Source organism: Streptomyces sp. NBC_00569 (assembly GCF_036345255.1).
In the GTDB taxonomy this organism is placed as follows: domain Bacteria; phylum Actinomycetota; class Actinomycetes; order Streptomycetales; family Streptomycetaceae; genus Streptomyces.
This window is the reverse complement of sequence record NZ_CP107783.1, coordinates 2,183,350-2,203,785: the sequence shown is the minus strand read 5'-3', so window position 1 is coordinate 2,203,785 and position 20,436 is coordinate 2,183,350. Positions and strand designations below refer to the sequence as shown.

Here is a 20,436-nt window from a genome sequence, read left to right as displayed (position 1 = left end):
GCCCCAATCCCCTTGCGTCCAGCTGGAGTTGTCGCATGACCGTGTACCGCAACGGTGAGATATCGCATTGGATACAGGCGTCCCGCGCCGCCACGGACGAGCTCTCGGGCCCGACCGCGCGCCGGGACGCCGCGCTGCCCGACGAGGAGCAGGACCTCGTGGTCGTCGGCGGTGGCCTGACCGGGCTCTGGGCGGCCTACCACGCGATCCTTCAGCAGCCGACGGCGAAGATCACCGTGATCGAGGCCGAGGAGGTCGGCTACGGGGCCTCCGGGCGCAACGGCGGCTGGCTCTCCCCGCTCATCCCCGGCAACCGTGCCGTGTACGCCAAGTGCGCGCGCCGGCGTGGGGAGGACGGTGCCGCCGCGATCGCCGCGTTCCAGCGGGAGATGGATGGCGCTGTCGATGACACGCTGAGCATCCTCGACAAGGAGGGCATCCAGGCCGACCAGCGGCGCGGCGGGCATCTGCGGGTGGCCACAACTCCGGCTGCTCTGAAGCGGCTTGAAGGAACTTACGCCGCGGATCTCGCCGCCGGATACCGGGCTGAGGACCTCGAACTCCTTGACGCCGACGCCGTCAGGCGGCGCATCGCCATCGGGCCCGCGCTCGGCGGCCTCCTCACCCGTACCACCGCCCGCGTCGACCCCGCCAAGCTGGTCCACGGCCTCGCGGCGGTCGTCGAGGCCAAGGGGGTCCGGATCTGTGAGAACACGCGGGCCTCGCGCATCGCGGCGGGCGCCGTCGCCACCTCGCGTGGGACCGTGCGCGCCAAGACCGTGCTGACCTGCGTGGAGGCGTACTCCGGCCAGGTCGAGGGCGATGTCCCCGGGCTCGGCAGGCGGGACGTGATTCCCGTCAACTCCTCGATGATCGTGACCAATCAGCTGTCCGCGGAGGCGTGGGAGCGCATCGGCTGGCAGGAGCGCGAATGCCTGGGCGACGCCGCCCACACCTTCGTCTACGCCCAGCGCACCGCCGACGACCGCATCGCCATCGGCGGCCGCGGTACGCCGTATGCCTTCAACTCCGGTACCCCGGGAGCCGGCGCCGTCGACGCCCGCACCGTGCGCACCCTCGCGGAGCGGCTCGCATTCTTCTTCCCCGACGTGCAGTTCACGGTCGAGCACGCCTGGCGGGGCGCCATCGGCGTGACCCGTGACTGGTGCGCCGGCGTCTACTTCGATCCCGCCACCCGCGTCGGCGTCGTCCGCGGGTTCGCCGGGCACGGCGTGACCGCTACGCAGCTCGCCGCCCGCACACTGCTCGACCGGGCGGCGGGCCGGGACACCGAGCTGACCCGGCTGCCGTGGAACGACCACGACTCGGGACGCTGGGAGCCCGAACCCCTGCGCTGGATCGGCGTCCACGGCATGTACCGGCTGTTCGGTGTCGCCGACCGCTGGGAGGAGAGGCGGCACTCACAGAACACCTCGCTCATCGCCCGTTTCGGCTCCCGACTGGCAGGACTCAGCGAATGAGAACCCGAACGACACCGACCACGACGCCGGTCTCGCAGAAGCCGTCCGCGACGTCTGCCACGACACCGCCCGCGGGAGACTTCCGGCGCGGCCTGTGGAGCATGGCCTTCACGGAACTGTGGGAGCGCTATTCGTTCTACGGACTCCAAGGCATCCTCTCGTTCTATCTGCTGTACGAGATCGGGGAGGGCGGCCTCGCCCTCGATCCGGCGCTCGCCTCCGGCATCGTCGGCGGGTACGGCGGCGCCGTCTATCTGTCGCAGATCCTCGGCGCCTGGCTCGGCGACCGGCTCGTCAGCCCGCAGAAGATGGTCCTGTACGGGGCCGTCGTCATCACCGCGGGGCATGTCGTGCTCGCCTTCGCGCCCGGCCTCTCGGGCCTCGGCGCCGGCCTCGTCCTCATCGTGCTCGGCACCGGAGCGCTCAAGACGAACATCACGTCGATCGTCGGCTTCGTTCTCGACCAGCACACGGACGAGCGCTACCGGGACGCCGGATTCTCGTACTTCTACATGGCTATCAACATCGGCGCGGTGGTCGGCCCGCTCACCACCGGGCTCGCCCAGAACGAGCTCGGTTTCCACTTCGGATTCGGGCTCGCGGCCATCGGTATGGCCGGGGCGCTCATCCAGTACGTCGTGTCGATGAACCGGCTCCCGGAGCGCGCAAAGATCGTCAACAATCCACTGTCGACGGGGCGTCGGCCGCTCGTCGCCGCTCTGGTCCTCGCCTGCGTCGCGGTCGTGGGCGGCGCCGGCGCCACCGGACTGCTCCAGGCGGGGAACCTGTCCACCGTGGTCACGATCACCGCGCTGGTGGCCGCGGCCGCGTACTTCCTCACGATGACGACATCGTCGTCGGTCACCCGCGACGAGCGCCGGCGCATCCTCGGCTATCTGCCGCTGTTCCTCGCCTCGGGTGTCTACTTCGGTTTCCTGTTCCAGAAGTTCACGGCCATCTCGATCCTGATCACCGAGCGGATCGATCTGCACATCGGCGGCTGGAAGTTCCCCGTCGCCTGGATCACCACCGTCAGCCCCCTGGCGGCGGTTCTCATCACGCCGCTCGTCGCCCGGGTGTGGAAGCGCCTCGGGGAGCGCCAGCCGGGCCCGGTGACCAAGGTCGCCATCGGACTGACCCAGATCGGCTGCGCCTATCTCTTCCTGCTGATCATCTCCGAGGCAACCGGCGACGCGGTGATCCCGCTGTTTCTCATCCTGCTGTTCATGATGGCCGCCGGTTCTTCGGAGGTGTTCATCGGGCCGATCGGCCTGTCGCTGGCCACCCGGATCGGGCCGGAGAAGTTCCGTTCGCAGATGGTCGGCCTGAACTTCCTCACGCTGGCGCTGGGTTCGTCGCTCGCGGGGCTCCTCGGGCAGCTGTTCACCGTGATCGACAACGCCTCGTACTTCACCGTCACCGCCGTGTGCGGCATCGGCATCGGTCTGGTCCTGTTCGCCGTACGCAAGCCGGTGGGGCGGCTCCTGGAATCGGGGCTCGGGAGCTGACCCGAGCCGGTCCGCGCGCTCAGCGGGCTTGCAGCGCCGCCGGCACCAGTGCCACGTCGTGCGGCTTGCGGATGTCAAGGCACTTCAGCGCGTGGATCCGGGCCATCTTCCGTCAGAGGCTGACGGGAGATGGCCCGGATCCGGATCGGCGAGGTGCGCGACGTCTCGTGGACGCGGGTCTCCCGCTCGATGAGCCGCACGCTCACCAGACTGCGGTCGGCAGGCTCGTCGACGACCTATCCTCGTAGATCACGGCTGAGCGTGGAAGGCCGAGTACTGACAGTGCTTCCTCGAAGGTGGCAGAGTGAGATGATGCGCCCAAGCCCTATGCCCCCCTCAGAAGCAGCGGACATCGCCGCCGAGGTGACAGGACTGCTCGGCGTTCTTCGCGGCAGGGCCCACGGCAGGATGCCGTCCGGACCCGTCTCCGCGTCGCAGATGCGCGCGCTGCTCGCGATCGGAAGGATCGAGGGCAGCAACCTCCGGGCACTGGGTGATGCTCTGGGGTCGACCCCACCCGCCACGAGCCGTCTGTGTGACCGCCTTGAGGCGGCCGGGCTGGTGGAGCGGCGCCTCAGCGTCACGAGCCGCCGGGAGCTGGAGCTCTATCTGAGCAGGCAGGGTCGAGCTCTCCTTGAGGAGGTGCGCAAGTGCGAGGCGGATGAAGTGCGCCCCGTACTCGACGCGATGTCTCCGGAGGCGCTCGGGTATCTCGCCCAGGGGCTGACGGCGTTCCGGGATGCGGCCGCGTTGATCGTCGATGGGGCGGCCGGGGCACGGAAGGACAGTGAAGCCGCCGCCCTCCCGGAAGAGGCGCGCTTGCGGATCGCACGCCCGGCCTGAGTTTGGCGCCCGTCCTCTGAATCAGTGGGCCGCCAGGTCGAGATCTCTACCCATACGCAACAGTTGCCAAAAGGCAACTGATCGTTTTAGTCTCTTCGCGGACGCGCTTGGGCGGCCCCATGGGCCCCCACTGCCCATGGTGAGAGGAGACACCCTGCCATGGGCACCGGCCCTGAATCAGTATCTGGCTTGAATGCCCGAGGCCCCCTCGTCCCTGCGCCCTCCCCACCCGCAGCACCCGCCCCTGCCCTGGTGCCGCCGAGCTTCACCGGCATGCAGGGCGCCCCCAGTCAGTGGGACGGTGCCCAGCCCGACGTCCTGCTGATCGAGGACGACGACGGGGACGCCCTCCTTGTCGAGGAACTCGTCGCCGACAGTGGTGTGCCCATGGGGCTGCGATGGTCGAGGTCGCTGGCCGACGCCCTCGCTGAACTCGAAGAGCACATGCCGCACTGCGTCCTGCTCGACTTGCACCTGCCTGACGCCCAAGGCCTGGAAGCCCTGGAGAAGGTGCTGCAGCGGGCCGACGATGCGGCCGTGGTGGTCCTGACCGGTCTGGCCGAGGAACAGGCAGGCCTTGCGGCGGTCGCAGCCGGCGCCCAGGACTACCTGATCAAAGGGCGGCTGGAACCTGACCTGTTCGTGCGCGCCATCCGCTACGCGATCCAGCGTAAGCACACCGAGCAGGCCGCGGCCGCCCTGCAGGCGGGCAGGCTGCGAGCCGAGGAGAACGCGCGCTTGGAGCGCGGGTTGCTCCCAAGACCCCTCCTGCTCGACGACAGCGTCGTGGTCCATGCCCGCTACCAGCCGGGGCGCGCACAGGCCCTGCTCGGCGGTGACTTCTACGATGTCGTCCAGACGCCGGACGGAACCACGCATGCCCTTGTGGGTGACGTCTCGGGACATGGACCCGACGCAGCGGCGTTGGGCGTCTGCATGAGGGTGGCCTGGCGTTCCTTCGTTCTGGCCGGAGCCCGAGACCAGCAACTGCTGGAACTGCTGGAGCAGATCCTGGTTGCCGAGCGCTCCCGTCCGGAAGTCTTCGCCACCCTCAGCTGCCTGACCCGGGCCGCCGGCGAGCCGGCGGTGAACGTCGTGCGTGCGGGCCACCCGGGGCTCCTGGTGCGCTCGCGCGAGCGAGGCGTGCGTCTGGAGGAGGTGCCGGGCGGCCCGATGCTGGGGATTCTGCCCGGGGTGGCAGCCTGGCCGGTGACCCGCGTGCAGCTCACCGGGCACGACATGGTCATGATGTTCACGGACGGTCTGATCGAAGGCCGTGTGGGGGAGGGGCCGGAACGTCTGGGGGAGGACGGCCTCCTGGAGATCGCTGCAACCCATGCACACCATCCGCCGGGCCTGTTCGTGGACACCGTGATCCGTGCCGCCGAAACACTTGCCGCGTCAAGCGGTGGTCTTGCCGACGATGTCGCCGTCCTGCTTGTCGAATGGAACAGCACCACATGACACCCGAACAGAAGCAAGACCTGGCGGCCGACGTCACACCCCGCGTTCTCACCGTCAGGGCATGGTTCCTGCTCGTCCTCACGGTCATGGGCATCGTGACGCTGGTGGCCGCCGGCGTCTCGGCGACCGTGTTGTCGCGCACGACCGACGCCACGGACCGGCTGGTCGGCACGATCGCTCCGGCCCGCACGGACGCCTTCCAGCTGCAAGCGGCTCTCCTGGACCAGGAGACCGGAGTCCGCGGCTACCTCCTGACCGGGGACAAAACCCTGCTGGAGCCCTACCGGCGTGGCGTCACTGCCGAGGACCGGTCCCGGGACGACTTGGAGGCCCTGGTCGCCGAGGGGACCGATGGCTCCGCCGCTCTCAGCGCGCTCGAGTCGGACGTACGCACATGGCGCGAGGAATTCGCCATGCCGGCCATCAAGGCCAAGGAGACGAACGGCAAGGTCGTCTCGCTCGCCCGGGGGAAGAAGGACTTCGACCAGGTACGTGAGCGCCTGACCGCCCTGCACGCCCAGCTCGGCAAGGACCAGAACGAAGCCCAGTTGCGCCTGGAGGAAACACGCTCCCAGCGCGACCGCGCCTTCTTCGGGGTCCTGGTCCTCCTCGTGCTGACCGGGGCGGGCATGACCGTGCTCCTGCGTGTCACCGTCGTACGCCCGATGGAGGCCGTACGCAGTGCTGCCCGACACGTGGCGGACGGAGACTTCGGCCATCCCATCCCGGCGCGGGGGCCCGCCGATCTGCGCGCCCTGTCACAGGCGGTGGAGGCCATGCGCCTGCGCGTGGTGGGCGAATTGACCACTGCCCGGCACAGCGAGGCCGCGCTGGCCGAACAGGCGACACAGATGGACGCCCAGGCGGTCGAGCTGCGCCGGTCGAACGCCGAACTCGAGCAGTTCGCCTACGTCGCCTCTCACGATCTGCAGGAGCCACTGCGCAAGGTGGCTTCGTTCTGCCAGCTCCTGGAGCGGCGGTACGGCGAGAAACTCGACGAACGAGGCCTGCAGTACATCGCGTTCGCGGTCGACGGCGCCAAGCGGATGCAGATCCTCATCAACGACCTGCTGACCTTCTCCCGCGTAGGGCGCCTCAACGACGCCTATGGAGCCGTCGACCAGAACGCCGTCTTCGACCGTGCGTTGCGTAACCTGGCCGCTGCGGTGGAGGAGCACGACGTGCGCATCGAGCGCCCGGACGACCTGCCGGCGGTGATGGGGGATCCCATGCTGCTCACGATGCTGTGGCAGAACCTGCTGGGCAACGCGATCAAGTTCCGCGCCGCGGACCGGGACCCGCATATCACTGTGGAGGTCGCGGACGATGACGAGCCCGGCTTCCTGCGGTTCACCGTCACCGACAACGGCATCGGTATCGCGCCCGAGTTCGCCGAGAAGGTCTTTGTCATCTTTCAGCGCTTGCACAGCCGCGACGCGTACGACGGCACCGGAATCGGTCTCTCCTTGTGCCGGAAGATCGTCGAGCACGGCGGCGGCCGTATCGGGGTGGACACGTCTCACACGGACGGCACTCGCCTCGTCCTCACCATCCCTCGTGTGATGGCGACGGACGCCGACTCATCCCACACACTCACCACCGAAGGAATCGCCTGATGACCACGCCCCCGGCCCAGCCCATCGAGGTGCTCCTCGTCGAGGACGACGCGGGCGACGAACTCATGCCCCGGGAGGCATTCGAGGACAACAAGATCGGAAACACCCTCCATGTGGTGCGGGACGGCCTGGAAGCGCTCGACTTCCTCTACCGGCGTGGGGAGCACGCCGGGGCGCCGCGGCCCGACCTGATTCTGCTGGACCTGAACCTTCCCAAGTACGACGGCCGCCAGGTCTTGGAGCGAATCAAGTCCGACCCGGATCTCAATCACATCCCCGTGGTCGTCCTGACCACCTCCTCCGCCGAGGAGGACATCCTGCGGAGCTACAAACTCCACGCCAACGCGTATGTGACCAAGCCTGTGGACCTCGATCAGTTCATCCTGGCCATCCGCCAGATCGATGACTTCTTCGTCACCGTGGTCAAGCTGCCGAAGAGCTGACGCCGCCCTCCGGGGCAGGTCCGTCACGCAGTGCCTCCTGGAGCCCGGCGTGCAGAGCGAAGGCGTGATCCACGCCGAGAATCTGCACCAGCCGCAGAACAGGCCAGGACAGCGCGGCGATGCGCACCCGGCTCCCGAGTGAAAGACGGGCCGGCAGGAGCGCATTGATGATGGCGGCGTGCGCGCACACGACCGCCGACAGATCTGCCACCATCGTCCGGTCACCATCGTTCGCTGCTCCGGCCAGTGCCAGTCTCAAGGGTTCTACCGACTCCAGGTCCACTTCCCCGGACCCGGCCAGGACCAGACCACCTGGCGACAGTGGGAGACGAGACTCATTGCCTGACCGGCGCCTCTGGTGGCCAGGACTGGCCCCTCAAACGGTGGCGGCGAAAGCCGGCCACGGCCTCGACGGGACGGGAGGCCCTCCTCGTTGGGAGTCCCGCTGCTGCGCGGAACCCGGCCGACAGGCTGTGCCCATGATGCGAGCGAGCCACCATTGAACAAATAGTTACTAAATGGCAACACTTGCCTTTGGTCAAGTGTTGGCGCGGCGCCAGCGGGCACCGCGAGACCGAGCAAACCACCAGGGCACCGGCCAAAGAGGGCCAGACACACCGCTACGCTGCTTCGTCCGGCACATCCCGACATGACGAAAGCAGGCCAACGGTGAGCGGATTCCTGGCCGTGGAACGCGCCGTGCGCAGCGCAGCCCCACATGCTCTTCTCGATGCGGCACGCGCCGCACTGATCGAGCACTACGAAGCCCTCAGTGTGGAGCTCCTCATGGCCGACTACGGCCTCACGGTCCTGCAACCGGTCACGGCCCTGCCCCACACCAACGAGCCGCTTTCCCTGCACGCCAGCCCTGAGGGAAGAGCGTTCGGGAGCCAAGAGCCCTACGGCCAGTACGCGGCACAGGACGGGGCAGTCGACCTGCACCTGCCGGTCACCGTACGCGGCGACAGACTCGGCATCCTCACCGTGCGCCTACCCAAACACAGATGCACCCCCCAGGCCGTCGACGACCTGACGGACGCCGCCGAGCTCTTGGGACACGAGATCGTCGTCGCCGAGCGGGACACCGACCTCTACCTCCAGGCCCGGCGGGCCAGCCGCCTCACCCTTGCAGCCGAAATGCAGTGGCAACTCCTGCCCGGCCGCTCCTGCACGCGCCAGGAATACGCCGTCGGAGCACAGTTGGAACCGGCCTACGCCATCCATGGCGACAACTTCGACTGGGCCACCACCGCCGAGACCCTGACGCTCTGCATCACCAACGGCATGGGCGAGGGAATCCAAGCCTCCCTGCTCACCAACCTCGCCGTCAACGCACTGCGCAACGCGCGCCGCGCGGGAATCGGCATCGCCGATCAGGCAGCCCTCGCCGATCAGGCCCTCTACGCCCAGCACAGGGGCACGCAATACGTATCCACCCTGCTGCTGTCCTTCGAACTCGCCACAGGGAAGGTTCAGGTGGTCGACGCAGGATCCCCCCAGCTGTGGCGCCAGCGCGACAAGGTCGTGGAGCGTGTCCCCTTCGAGGCGCAGTTCCCCCTGGGCATGTTCGATGACACCCCCTACGCGGCCCAGGTATTCGAGGTACTCCCCGGCGACCGGATGATCTTCGTGAGCGATGGGGTCTACGCCGCCGCAGGGCAGGCGGATGAGAAGTACGGCGAGCGTGCGCTGGCACGCGCCATCCAGGCAGCCAGCCTCCTTCCCGCCGCTGCGGTGCCGCGCGCCGTGCTCGGTGAACTGGCCGACTACCGCGGTGATGCCGCCGCCTCCGACGACGAACTGGTCGTCTGCCTGGACTGGTTCGGCCGCGACACCCCCGTCATCCGATGAGCGCTCAGCCCGAGCTGGTGCCGCAGCACGAGAACCTCCGCGTTCTTCGACGCCTCTGACCCGGTCGGCAACGCCATCCATCCCAGGACCTTCAAGAAGGCCGGGTACAGCAGTCGCAGAGCCATGGGGCAGGGTCCCGCCTTGCCCAACCTCGACCGCAAACCCCGGAGCAGCACCAGTGCCCGAGTTTCGGGCACCCACAGGGCCGGCACCGGACATTCCGGTGCCGGCCCACCGTCGGGCTACTTCAGGGCGACGCTGTCCCCGGTCGCGGTCACCGCGCTCGTCGTGCTCCTGCAGCGAGCAGGTCCAAAGCGCGCGACCAGTCCTCCAAGTCGGATGGCACAAGAGTCATGGCCAGTCGACCACTGACGAAACTGCTCGCGACGAGGACCTCCGCGTCGAGCCGGTCGTGAAGATGCAGCAGTCCCGGAGACTGGCGCCCCAGCACACGCAGCCGGAAGCTATTGCCGCCATCCGAGAGGTTGATCAGTTCCACCGTGCACCCTCTGTCAGGCCCGCTCACAACCGCCAAGGCTCATGGTGGTCACCCAGATCGTCGGGTACAACCCGGTTGCCCAGCCTCATACTGTTGGGAGTTCTAAGCGTGCGGCCCTACCGACACCTTTCCCACGGTCAACTCCACCGCCCCTTCCGCCACGTCGCCGACACGTGCCGTCTGCAGTTCCAGTTCCTTCAGCTGCCCGGCCGTGAGCCTCTCCAGCGGCTCGACGGTGACCGCGATGCGCTTTCCCGAACGGCGTTGGTGCCACACCCCGGCCACGGTTCCGTCCACCAGCAGCAGCGGATAGTTACCGGCCTGGCCGCCCGCCAGCGCACGCTCGGCGGCCCTTCCCGGGAAGAGCAGTTCGCGCGGCTGCGAGGCGATCCCGAAGGCGTCGAAGTAGGGGAGGAGCCGCACCCCTTCAGCTCGTTCTCCCGAGCCGCGGAACTCGGTGTCCCCCGCCGCCACCCACGCCTCCCCGACTCCCTCGAAGTCGACCTCCTCGACCTCCCCGCCCCGGGCCAGCTCTTCGAAGAATGCGCTCGCCCAACCTCGCGGTTCCGCAAGCCACTTGGCGAAATGCTGCGAGGTGGCCGGACCGTACGCGTACAGATAGCGGCGCACGAGCTCGAAGAGCGCCGCGTTCTGCTCCATCGGGACCGCGCCGGGGTTCGTGTACGTCACCTTCTGCCCGCGGTTCGGCCCGAACGCGAGCACCCCGCGGTGCGCCGCCGTGTGCATCGCCTGCCGCCAGCGCGGCCACATACCCTGGAAGGCGGGAAGGACGAGGTCACCGGCCCAGGACCCGGTTCGCGCCATGATGGCTTCCGTCAGCTCGTCGGCGGTCAACTCTGCGCCGGACAGGGCCTCTCCTGCGGCACCTACGACTGCGTCGGTCTGTGCCGCTGTGAGCCGGATGTCCTTGGAGAGCTGGCCGACCCGGCCGGGGATCGCGGAGAGCGCGCCGGTCCACATCGGCACGTCCCCAGCGGCCAGCAGATGTACGGTGCCGCGCGGGCCGTACGTCTTGACCAGTGACCGCTCTTCCCACAGTGCTCGTCGCACATCGGCGCGCGTCGCCCCTTCGATGCGCAGCCCGAGGGAGAGTTCGGCGGCCGACAGCACCTGGGCGTGCGCGCCCAGCATGACGCCGGAGAGTAGAGGGATGGCGTTCGGGGAGGTGGGGGCCGGTGCGGCCAGGCCCTGGCGCTCGATACGGCGGGCGTTCGCCCCGGACCAGCTCACGGTGCGTGTCGGCATACGCCTGACGCTAACCGTCATCTAGGCCAGAAGCTGTCCGCCTTTACGGGGTACCCGGACGTCCCTATCTCTCCGAAGGGCAGATCGCCAGGCGAACCGCACTCTGTCTCCTTGCAGTTGACGCTCCGGGACCGCGAGTTTGATGGCGGAGCACCAGGATCTCGGTGTCCTTGTCACGGTCGCTCATCGCTAGCAGTCGGAGCGCGGTGAAGGCATTCGGCATCGAGAGGCAGGCCAGACGCGGCAGCACAGCCGAGCACGATGCCGCAGGCCGCCAGTACGACCTTGACCAGGGTGGATGACATCGCCGGCAGGCGCACCGTCCATCGCTCAACCGCGTGGCGAGTGCACCTTGTCGGCGCTGATGGTCAGCATGACGCGCTCCTGGTCGCGCCCACCGAACCACGGATAGGGTCCGCCGAGGTACTTGTGCGCCACTTTGTCGATGTGCGCCTCCGCGCCCTCGGTCGTGGACGAAATGACGCGGCCCCGGATTGCCCAGTAGCGGGAGGGCTCCGCCGGATCTGCGATGGCAACGGCGACGCGCGGATCACGGTGGATGTTCTTCATCTTCTGATGAGTGGTCACCGTGTTGATGACCACATGGTCACCATCAGAGTCGACCCAGGTCTGGGTGATCTGCGGCGAACCGTCCGGCATGAGCGTCGTCAGGAAACAGAGGGCCGGGCCGCCCAGGACCTCGGTCAGCTCGCTAGGCAATGTCATGTCGGGCAACTCTCTCGTGTGGCGCGGGAGGCACCCACCCAATCAGAACCGCCAGCCCATCCCTTCTCTCGCGTGGGTATCCCTGGCTTCAGCCCAGGCGGGAAACGCATCTCAGGGCTGCTGTGACCGGTCGTGTCTGCACGGGTGGCGTCGCCTGCTGCGAGCTGAACGACCAGTGTCCCTGACGCTCAGGGGCGAACGCCCGGATCTCCTTGAGCTCCGCGGACTGCATCCTGCACCTGATGCTGATCTTCGATACATGTCGGGAGGGGCTTCTGTCACACGCGCGACCTGGGCGATGAGCGCGGGCGCCAGGCCGGGGGAGGCCGGTGCGAGCACGGTCGGCATCAGAGCACGATCGCCTCAAGCGGAGGGCTTCTCGCGTCGGCCCCTTCGCTCCCGGCGCATGGGGCTGCCGCATGCGCCGGGTCGTGCATCCGGGGCCCTGTACCGGACGTCGTTGCGGGCCCTCTACACTCACTTGGTAGCTACAAGCAATAAAATGTGAACGGAAGAGGGGCGGGCAGTGGGCGAGGGGACGGTCCATGACCGCACAGCGGGGGAGTACATGACAACCGGGGACACGGGTGTCGCGAGTGCCGAGGAGGCCGGGGCGGGACTGGGGAACCAGATCGTGCGCTTCACCCGGCTGGTCGCGGCACGCAGGAGCCAGGCCAAGCTGGAGCAGGGCGCGGGTGAGCGCGTCCTGCTGGCCCGGCTCCTGCGGGACGGGGAGCAGCGGGCCACCGATCTGGCCGCCGAGACCTTCCTCGACCTGTCGACGGTCAGCCGTCAGGTCCGCTCCATGGTGGAGCGCGGCCTGATCGAGCGGCGGCCCGACCCGGAGGACCGGCGCGGCACGCTGCTGTACGCGACCGAGTCCGGCAGGGCGGTGTACGAGAAGTACCGCCAGCAGCGCGACGCGCAGCTGGCGGAGCTCCTCGACCCCTGGCCCCCAGAGGACCGGTATCAGCTGATCCGGCTGATGACACGCCTCAACGACGACCTGGTAGCGCATCAACATGAACGCCACGGCGACGGGACTCAGTCCGAAGCCGGGGCGCAGCAGGGAGCAAGCAAGCATGAGTGAGGCCGTGTCGGCACCGAGCCGAGACACCGCTAAGCACACGGAGGCGATGCCCGCCTCCTCCGGCGGTGGCCTGAGCCACCGTCAGATCCTGACCATTCTGAGCGGTCTGATGCTGGGCATGTTCCTGGCCGCGCTCGACCAGACCATCGTCTCCACCTCGATCCGCACCATCGCGGACGACCTGCACGGCCTCAGCCAGCAGGCGTGGGCGACGACGGCGTACCTGATCACCTCGACGATCGCGACGCCGCTCTACGGCAAGCTGTCCGACCTGCACGGCCGTAAGCCCTACTTCCTGGGCGCGATCAGCATCTTCATCATCGGCTCGGCGGCGTGCACGTTCTCGACGTCGATGACCGAACTCGCCGCGTTCCGCGCCCTGCAGGGCATCGGCGCCGGCGGCCTGATGTCCCTCGCCCTCGCGATCATCGGCGACATCGTGCCGCCCCGCGAACGGGCCCGCTATCAGGGCTACATGCTCGCCACCTTCGCCACCTCCAGCGTCGCGGGGCCGCTCATCGGCGGCTTCCTCGCCGGGCAGGACAGCATCCTGGGCGTCGTCGGCTGGCGCTGGGTGTTCCTGGTGAACGTGCCGATCGGCATCATCGCGCTGTTCGTCGTCGCCAAGGTCCTCAACATCCCCCACACCCGCCGCGACCGGCGGATCGACTGGTGGGGCGCGTTCACCATCGCGCTCGGCGTCGTGCCGCTGCTCCTGGTGGCCGAGCAGGGCCGTGAGTGGGGCTGGGACTCGTCCAAGTCCCTTTCTTGCTACGGCATCGGCGTCGTGGGCATCATCTCCTGGATCCTCGTCGAGCGCCGGATGGGCGACGACGCGCTGATCCCGATGCGCTTGTTCCGCAACGCGATCTTCAGCAAGACCAGCCTCCTGTCCGTCCTGATCGGCGCGGGCATGTTCGGCGGGATGCTGATGATCCCGCAGTACCTGCAGATCGTGAAGGGCGCGAGCCCGACCAAGTCCGGTCTCGAGATGCTGCCGCTGATGGTCGGCATGATCATCGCGTCCGTCGTCTCCGGCCAGATCACCGCGAAGACCGGCCGCTACAAGATCTTCCCGACCATCGGCACCGTCCTCATGGTCACGGCGCTGCTGCTCTTCCACTTCAAGGTCCAGTGGGACACCCCGCTGTGGGAGAGCATGATCTACATGCTCGTCTTCGGCCTCGGCCTCGGCGGCTGCATGCAGACCCTGGTGCTCGCCGTGCAGAACGCCGTGCCGCCGCAGGACATGGGAGTGGCGACCGCGTCGTCCACGTTCTTCCGGCAGATGGGCGCCACCGCCGGTACGGCCATCTTCCTGTCGGTGCTGTTCTCGAACGTCGGCGACAAGATCTCCTCGGCGTTCAAGTCGGCCGCCGGGACGCCCCAGTTCCAGGCCGCGCTGCACGATCCGGCGGTCCTGTCCGACCCGGCCAACAAGCCGGTCCTCGACATGCTGCGGCACCCCGGCGCGGGCGGCGGCTCCGACGTACTGAGCGACTCGTCGTTCATCCAGCACCTGGACCCGCGCCTGTCGGAGCCCTTCAAACAGGGCTTCGCCGACTCCATGCATGTGGTGTTCCTGATCGCGGCGGGCGTCATCGCGGTCGCGTTCCTCATGGTCCTGTGGACCAAGGAGGTCCCGCTGCGCAAGATGTCGGGCCTGGAGGCACGGGCGGCGGAGGAGAACGGCACCGCTTCGGACGACGCCGCCGAGACGCCCGTGACGGCGCTGGCGGACACGGCGGAAGCGGTGGAGGCAGCCCCGGTCGCCTCGCTCGCCACCGCCCTCGCGGACGAACCTGCCTCGGGCGTCCGCGGCCACATCCGCGACAGCGTGGGATCGCCCGTGGCGGGCGCCGTGGTCACGCTGATCGACCTGCGCGGCAGCCAGCTCGGCCGTACGACGACGCAGGCGGACGGCCGTTATACGGTCGCCGCGCCGGCCGAGGGAACCTACGTCCTGATCGCCTCCGGCGGCGCCCGGCAGCCGCAGGCCACCACCATCACGGTGGCCGACGGCCTGGTCGACTTCGACCTGGTGCTCTCCGGCGCGGCCGGCCTGACCGGCACGGTCCTGGCCACCCCCGGCGACCGGCCGCTGCCCGGTGCCCTGGTCATCGCGACCGACGTGCGCGGCGAGGTCGTCGCCTCCGCAGCGGCCGACCACACCGGCGAGTTCGGCTTCGCCGACCTGGTCCCCGGCGGCTACACCCTCGTGGTCAGCGCCCCCGGACACCGCCCGGCGGCCGTACCGGCCGAGGTGGCGGGCGGCGCCGCCAACCGCCACGAGATCCGCCTCGACCCGGGCGCCCACGTCCACGGCACCGTCCGCAACCGCGCGGGCCACCCGCTCGACGACGCCCAAGTCACGCTTCTCGACGCGGCGGGCAACACGGTCGCCACGACCATCACCGACGCGAACGGCGCCTACGCGTTCAACGACCTGGACACCGGCGACTACACCGTGATCGCCAGCGGGTACGCGCCCCAGGCCGTGCCGCTGCTGGTGAGCGGCGAGGGCGAGAAGGAAGCGGACGTGAATCTGGGGCACTGACCGATACTGGTGCCCCCGAAAGCCTGAGAGGTCGCTTTCATCTGCATCAGCTTGAGATGAGCTGATGCCTGGAGTGCGAGGGCGAGAGGCCCCCCGTGAACGAGGGGGCCTCTCGCTCTGCCGGCTGGGCGTCGCGACCGGCCCGTAAAACATTCAGCAGGCCCAGTTGCCGCTCCAGCACCGTGATCTGCTGCGCAGCGAAAGGCGGACGAGGTTCGGCAAGGGCGGGGCCTGGCCGTCTTTCGACGCTGCACCCTCGGCTCGTGGACTGCTCGAAGCGGATGCGTCGGCCCGTCGAGTGCTACATCGAGGTGGGCGGGTGTGGGGAGCGGAGCACGAGCAGGGTGATCTCGCTGGGGGCGAAGACGCGGAATGGTGGGCCCCAGAAGCCGGTGCCGCGGCTGGTGTAGAGGAGGGTGCGGGGGCCGTGGTGGCTGAGGCCGGCGAGGGCGGGCTGGTCGATGCGGACCAGGTGGTGGAAGGGCCAGATCTGGCCGCCGTGGGTGTGGCCGGAGAGCTGGAGGTCGATGCCGGCGGCTGCCGCCCGGTCGATGAACTTGGGCTGGTGGGCCAGGAGCAGGACGGGCAGGTCGGGGTCGGCGCCGTGCAGGGCTCCGGCGAGATGGGCGCGGTGGCCTGCCAGGCCGGAGGACTCGGCGGTGACGTCGTCCACGCCGGCGACCACGAGGGTGTCGCCTCCGCGTTCGAGCAGCAGATGGCGGTTGCGCAGCGGCTCCCAGCCCAGCTCGTCCATCAGGTCCACCCAGCCCTGGGCCTCGCTGTAGTACTCGTGGTTGCCGGTGACGTATACACGGGCCCGGGTGGCCCGCACGGTTCCGAGTGGGGCGGCCTGGGCGCGGCGGCGTTCGGCGGTGCCGTCCGCGATGTCACCGGTGTGGCAGACCAGGTCGGCTTCCAGGGTGTTCACCGTCTCGCATACCCGTGCCGACCAGCGAGCGCGATCGAGGGGACCGTAGTGGGTGTCGGTGATGAGGACGACGCGGGTGCCGTCCAACCCGGCACCCAGGCGGGGGAGTTGCACGTCGAGTCGGCGCACGCGTGGCACGCGGCGGGCCTCGGCGTACCCCCAGGCGAGTAGTACGGCGGTTACGCCGAGGACGGCCCAGGTGACGATTCGGGCCCGGTCCTGACTCTCGCCGACGCCGGCCACGGTCAGGACGAGCCGCAAAAGGACGCCGAGCAGGACGGACCAGGTGAACAGTACCCAGCTGGTGCCCAGCAGGGTGTCACCGGTGATCGCCGCCCGGTCCTGCTGGCGCCGGCCGTGGCCGCGCACCATCGCGAGCGGCATACCGACGAGGCCGAGGGCGAACAGGGCGGTGCCGGCGAGCGTGATGGGCAGCGGCCAGTGCTGGCCGCTGTGCAGGAGCACCCAGCAGGGCACGGCCCACAGCAGGACGGGGGCGATCAGAGGGATGAAGCGCATCAGGCGGTGCAGCCGGCTCGGCCGTGGCGCTTGCGCTTCACTGTCGGCGGGTCGGGTGTCGCTGGTGTCGGTCACGCTTCCCCTCACAAACCAAGCTGCCGTCCCGCGCACTGTATCCGGTCGCCCTCGGGCCGGCCGGACCGGCGTTGATGGGTGCGGCCCCTTGGGGCGAAGGGTTCTGTGCGGGATGGCAAGAGACTTCGCCGTGGACACCTCCCTTGGCATGAGCCGCGATCAGGGCGCTGCTGCCCCGGCTTGGTGCTGCCGCCGGTGGAGCGCGCGTTAGCGGGCTGCTTGTTGCAGGAGGCTCTTGTGTGGCGCCGCCGGAGCGGGTTGCGAGGCTGTCGCAAGATGGTGTCCGGGCGGACGAGCGGCCGGAGTCGGCGCACACCGTACGGGACAGCGGGGCCAGAGCGCGGCGCGGACGCCCCGGTCTTCGGGGCTGAACTTCACGTTCGACGAGTCGAGTTGGCGCTCGAGGGCGGCGAGCTGGTGGTGTCGGGGGAGGGTTTCGGCGACTTTGGTGTGGTCGCTCGAGGGCAGCATGCGCAGGGCGGCGCGAGGTGAGTAGCGGTCAGGTAGGGGAGACGGAGCCGCGCGAGTGACCGTCCTGCCGTGCCGTGCGATCGACGCCATGACGGCGGTGACCTGCTCGGACGTAATTATCGGCCCACAGAACGCTCGTGAGTGATGAACGCCGTCAACGCATCCACGACTGCGGCGGGCTGCTCGTCAGGAATGAAGTGTCCGGCGTCCGGGATGACGACACCGGTCGCGTTGTCTGCCCAGGGGCTGATGGAAGCGGCCATGTCCGGGATCGAGCCGTGGGAGCTGGAGATCCCCAGGACCGGGAGGGTCAAGTGCTGTCGCCTGAGAGCGTCGTGATTCTTACGGGCTGATTCCGCGGCGTCACGGTAATAGGAGAGAGACGCTCGAAGCCCGCCCTCTGCCGCGATGGCGGCGGTGTAGAGGTCGATCTCGGCACTGTCGTGCGTGATCGGGGAGAGTGCTTTGGTCTTCAGGAACCAGCTGACGTAGTCGCGCTCGCGACCGGCGAGCAGGGTCTCGGGGAGATCTGGCACGAGGTGGAACGCGAAGTGCCAGGTTTTCCAGGCCCGGTCGGGATCCGTTGGGATGGCGTCCGGGAGGCTGATGCCGGGGATGCCGGCGTCGAGCAGGGCGACACCGTGCAGGTGCTCTTCGTACTTCAGAGCGAGTGAGAAGGCGACCCAGGCTCCGATGTCGTGGGCGACGAGCCAGTACTTCGGCACGTTGAGTGCCGTCACCGCAGCGTGGATGCGCGAAGCGACGGTGTGCGTGTCGTAGCTGCCGTGAGGGCGGTCGGAGTGGCCTTGTCCTGGCAGGTCGATTGCGATCACGCGGAATCGCTGGGCAAGGCCCGGCGCCACTTTGTGCCAGGCCCACCAGGTCTGCGGGAATCCGGCGAGCAGGACGACGGCGGGGCCGGTCGGCTGACCGCCTTCAACGGCATGAAGTCGGATGCCTTGTGCGTCGACCCAGCGGTGAGTGAAGCCCGGAAGGTCGTGCAGGGGCAACCCGGAGATCGGGTTCTGGTCCGAAGGGTGGTTCGCGGTGGTCGCGGCATCAGTCATGGCGTGAGGCTAACGCATCTTGAACCATTCAGTTCAAGATATGATGGGCAGGGCCACAACGGCTTGGCTCAAGAACGAGGTGCGTGCGCGATGGCCGGGAAGAAGCAGTTCGATGTGGACGTCGCGCTCGATGCGGCGATGGTCCAGTTCTGGCGAGCCGGATACGCCGACACATCTCTCGACGACCTCTCCAGGGCGACCGGATTGAACCGCAGTTCCATCTACGCCTCGCTCGGCGACAAAGACTCGCTCTATTCGCGTTGCCTGGACCGCTACCTCACGCGGTACGGAGACAGGTACGACCAGGCTCTTTCATGTGCGTCCGAAGAGCCGCTGCGGGCAGTACGGGCGTTCTTCGACGTCACGCTGAAGCGCATCGCCGACCCTGACGTGCCGGACGGATGCCTCGTCGCCCAAACCGCGATGGCGATACCGGCACTGAGTCCCGACATCGCCGCGCGCGCGATCGAAGCGCTGGGCTTGCAGCGTGCGCGGCTGCGGACCGCCTTGGTCGCCGCGAAGTTGGCTGACAGTGACGCCGACAATTTCGCCGTTCACCTCGCGGCGGTCAACCAGTCACTGGCCGTGATGAGCAGGGCCGGGGCGAGTCGGGAGCAGCTCCACGCGATCACCGACATCAGTATGGGCGCGCTCTCGCAGGCGTTGCGGGCGCCACGGGTCTAGGGGGTGTCGCTGCGCTGCTCAGAGCTCGCACGAATAGGCAGGAGGCCTCCCCGGCAAGCTGGACAGCCGCAGGTCTTGGCGACCACGTTGTTGCAACGCTCTGTGATCACCGAGGAGACCTGTGCCTGTCTGTCCTTCATGGCTGACCGAACCGCTGTGGGGCCGATTTTCAAGCCTTCCTACACCTGGCAGAACGCCTCTTTCCACTGCCTCGCCGGCTGCCACGAACGTCGCGCCACCGTCGGGGCGGCCCGCCCGCGCCGGCCGCCCGGGGTGCCACGGCAAAGAAGGTCATGCAGGTGCGCGGGTGGCCCGGATGAAGCGGGTGCCCCACTCCTGGACGTGCGCGGCGAACTCCGGCGGCCCCAGGACCTCGAACTCGGCGCCCACGTTGCCCAGTGCCTGGGTCGGCCAATCGAGGGAGGTCGAGGTCATGGTGAGCCGGCAGCTGTCCTGGTCGAGCGGTTCGATCGTGCCCCAGCGGCCTACCACCTGTCGCACCCGCGCGGAGGGCGCATGCACAAGGACCTCGACCGTGTGCGGGGCCGGGGCCCCGCTCGCTGCCTGGACGAAGGCCACGGCGTCCTCGGTCGGGAGCAGGCGCGGCCGAAAGCGCGTGCCGGTCGCCGTCGGCTCGGTCAGCCGGTCGAGGCGGAAACTGCGCCAGTCGTGCCGACTCAGGTCGTAGGCCACCAGGTACCAGCGTCCTCCGAGTGCGACGACGCGGTGCGGCTCGACCTCGCGCTCAGTGGGTGCGGAGCCCCTGGCCGTGTAGCCGAACCGCAGTCGCTCCTCGTCCCGGCAAGCCTGGGCGACCGCGGTGAGCACCCCCGCCGCGACGACCGGCCCGGACGAGACAGCGGAGAGGGTCATCGCCCGCAAGGCGTCCACCCTGGCCCGCAGCCGGGGCGGCAGGACCCGCACCACCTTGGTGAGTGCGCGAAGCGATGCCTCCTCCATCCCCGCGATCCCGCTCTGCGCCGCGTCGCCGACGCCCACCGCGAGGGCCACCGCCTCCTCGTCGTCGAGCAGCAGCGGCGGCAGGACGGCGCCGGGCGCGAGCTGGTAGCCGCCGTCGGTGCCGCGTGCCGCGCCGACCGGGTAGCCGAGCTCGCGTAGCCGCTCGACATCGCGGCGCAGCGTCCGCTCGGAGACCCCGAGCCGGTCGGCCAGTTCCAGGCCGGACCAGTGCCGGTGGGTCTGCAGCAGCGAGAGCAGTCTGAGGGTCCGTGAGCTGGTGTTCGCCATGGCGACATCCTGCCTCGGCTTCCGGTCAGAAAGTGGCCGGAAGCCTCCCTAGGGTCGATCTCGACGGGAACACCGGACACACCCGAGGTAGGGACAGAGA

The 20,436-nt window shown here is 68.8% G+C and carries 17 protein-coding genes; 10 read left to right on the top strand and 7 right to left on the bottom strand.

All coding sequences use genetic code 11. The features are described 5' to 3' along the window. Positions 1-35 precede the first annotated feature (35 nt). The 6 genes from OHO83_RS10165 (at position 36) to OHO83_RS10140 (ending at position 7,355) form a co-directional block, all read left to right on the top strand. Positions 36-1,481, top strand: a complete 1,446-nt coding sequence (locus OHO83_RS10165; protein ID WP_329432891.1) for an NAD(P)/FAD-dependent oxidoreductase — start codon at positions 36-38, stop codon at positions 1,479-1,481. After that, positions 1,478-2,989 (top strand): peptide MFS transporter, encoded by a 1,512-nt coding sequence (locus OHO83_RS10160; RefSeq protein ID WP_330279264.1) that lies wholly within the window; start codon positions 1,478-1,480, stop codon positions 2,987-2,989. Before OHO83_RS10165 ends, OHO83_RS10160 begins: the two co-directional genes overlap by 4 nt. Positions 2,990-3,316: 327 nt before the next feature. Then, positions 3,317-3,832, top strand: a complete 516-nt coding sequence (locus tag OHO83_RS10155; RefSeq protein WP_329432889.1) for a MarR family winged helix-turn-helix transcriptional regulator — start codon at positions 3,317-3,319, stop codon at positions 3,830-3,832. 273 nt (positions 3,833-4,105) lie between these two features. Further along, on the top strand, positions 4,106-5,296 hold the full coding sequence (locus OHO83_RS10150) for a PP2C family protein-serine/threonine phosphatase (RefSeq protein ID WP_330280748.1): 1,191 nt from the start codon (positions 4,106-4,108) through the stop codon (positions 5,294-5,296). Next, positions 5,293-6,912 (top strand): sensor histidine kinase, encoded by a 1,620-nt coding sequence (locus OHO83_RS10145; protein ID WP_330279263.1) that lies wholly within the window; start codon positions 5,293-5,295, stop codon positions 6,910-6,912. The genes OHO83_RS10150 and OHO83_RS10145 overlap by 4 nt, the downstream gene beginning before the upstream one ends. Continuing rightward, on the top strand, positions 6,912-7,355 hold the full coding sequence (locus tag OHO83_RS10140; RefSeq protein ID WP_330279262.1) for a response regulator: 444 nt from the start codon (positions 6,912-6,914) through the stop codon (positions 7,353-7,355). Before OHO83_RS10145 ends, OHO83_RS10140 begins: the two co-directional genes overlap by 1 nt. Here the strand turns inward: OHO83_RS10140 and OHO83_RS10135 are convergent. After that, entirely contained in the window at positions 7,336-7,662 is a 327-nt protein-coding gene (locus OHO83_RS10135) for an STAS domain-containing protein (protein WP_330280747.1), read from the bottom strand. The two genes, OHO83_RS10140 and OHO83_RS10135, sit on opposite strands and share 20 nt — an antisense overlap. A gap of 362 nt (positions 7,663-8,024) precedes the next feature. Between OHO83_RS10135 and OHO83_RS10130 the strand changes: the two genes are divergently transcribed. Continuing rightward, positions 8,025-9,206, top strand: coding sequence for a PP2C family protein-serine/threonine phosphatase (locus OHO83_RS10130; protein ID WP_330279261.1), 1,182 nt, complete (start codon positions 8,025-8,027; stop codon positions 9,204-9,206). 274 nt (positions 9,207-9,480) lie between these two features. Here the strand turns inward: OHO83_RS10130 and OHO83_RS10125 are convergent, their stop codons facing one another. From OHO83_RS10125 to OHO83_RS10115, 3 genes are all read right to left on the bottom strand, one after another. Further along, a complete protein-coding gene (locus OHO83_RS10125) occupies positions 9,481-9,705 on the bottom strand; it encodes a DUF5959 family protein (RefSeq protein WP_329432885.1) in 225 nt (74 codons plus the stop codon). Positions 9,706-9,807: 102 nt separating this feature from the next. Further along, entirely contained in the window at positions 9,808-10,971 is a 1,164-nt protein-coding gene (locus OHO83_RS10120; RefSeq protein ID WP_330279260.1) for a winged helix DNA-binding domain-containing protein, read from the bottom strand. 330 nt (positions 10,972-11,301) lie between these two features. Then, on the bottom strand, positions 11,302-11,697 hold the full coding sequence (locus tag OHO83_RS10115; RefSeq protein ID WP_266676841.1) for a PPOX class F420-dependent oxidoreductase: 396 nt from the start codon (positions 11,695-11,697) through the stop codon (positions 11,302-11,304). Positions 11,698-12,265: 568 nt separating this feature from the next. Between OHO83_RS10115 and OHO83_RS10110 the strand changes: the two genes are divergently transcribed. Together OHO83_RS10110 and OHO83_RS10105 are read left to right on the top strand one after the other, a co-directional pair. After that, complete coding sequence (locus OHO83_RS10110; RefSeq protein WP_329432881.1) at positions 12,266-12,787, top strand: MarR family winged helix-turn-helix transcriptional regulator; 522 nt, start codon at positions 12,266-12,268, stop codon at positions 12,785-12,787. After that, positions 12,780-15,344: an MFS transporter gene (locus OHO83_RS10105; protein ID WP_330279259.1), complete on the top strand. Its 2,565-nt coding sequence runs from the start codon at positions 12,780-12,782 to the stop codon at positions 15,342-15,344. The genes OHO83_RS10110 and OHO83_RS10105 overlap by 8 nt, the downstream gene beginning before the upstream one ends. 301 nt (positions 15,345-15,645) lie before the next feature. On the opposite strand, the gene OHO83_RS10100 is transcribed toward OHO83_RS10105, so the two are convergent. Together OHO83_RS10100 and OHO83_RS10095 are read right to left on the bottom strand one after the other, a co-directional pair. Beyond that, complete coding sequence (locus tag OHO83_RS10100) at positions 15,646-16,866, bottom strand: metallophosphoesterase (RefSeq protein WP_330279258.1); 1,221 nt, start codon at positions 16,864-16,866, stop codon at positions 15,646-15,648. Between the two features lie 587 nt (positions 16,867-17,453). Beyond that, positions 17,454-18,404 (bottom strand): alpha/beta fold hydrolase, encoded by a 951-nt coding sequence (locus tag OHO83_RS10095; protein ID WP_330279257.1) that lies wholly within the window; start codon positions 18,402-18,404, stop codon positions 17,454-17,456. Between the two features lie 90 nt (positions 18,405-18,494). On the opposite strand from OHO83_RS10095, the gene OHO83_RS10090 reads away from it, so the two are divergent. Then, a complete protein-coding gene (locus OHO83_RS10090; RefSeq protein WP_330279256.1) occupies positions 18,495-19,088 on the top strand; it encodes a TetR/AcrR family transcriptional regulator in 594 nt (197 codons plus the stop codon). A 291-nt stretch (positions 19,089-19,379) separates the two neighbouring features. On the opposite strand, the gene OHO83_RS10085 is transcribed toward OHO83_RS10090, so the two are convergent. Then, positions 19,380-20,336, bottom strand: a complete 957-nt coding sequence (locus OHO83_RS10085; protein ID WP_266675894.1) for a helix-turn-helix transcriptional regulator — start codon at positions 20,334-20,336, stop codon at positions 19,380-19,382. Positions 20,337-20,436 lie beyond the last annotated feature (100 nt).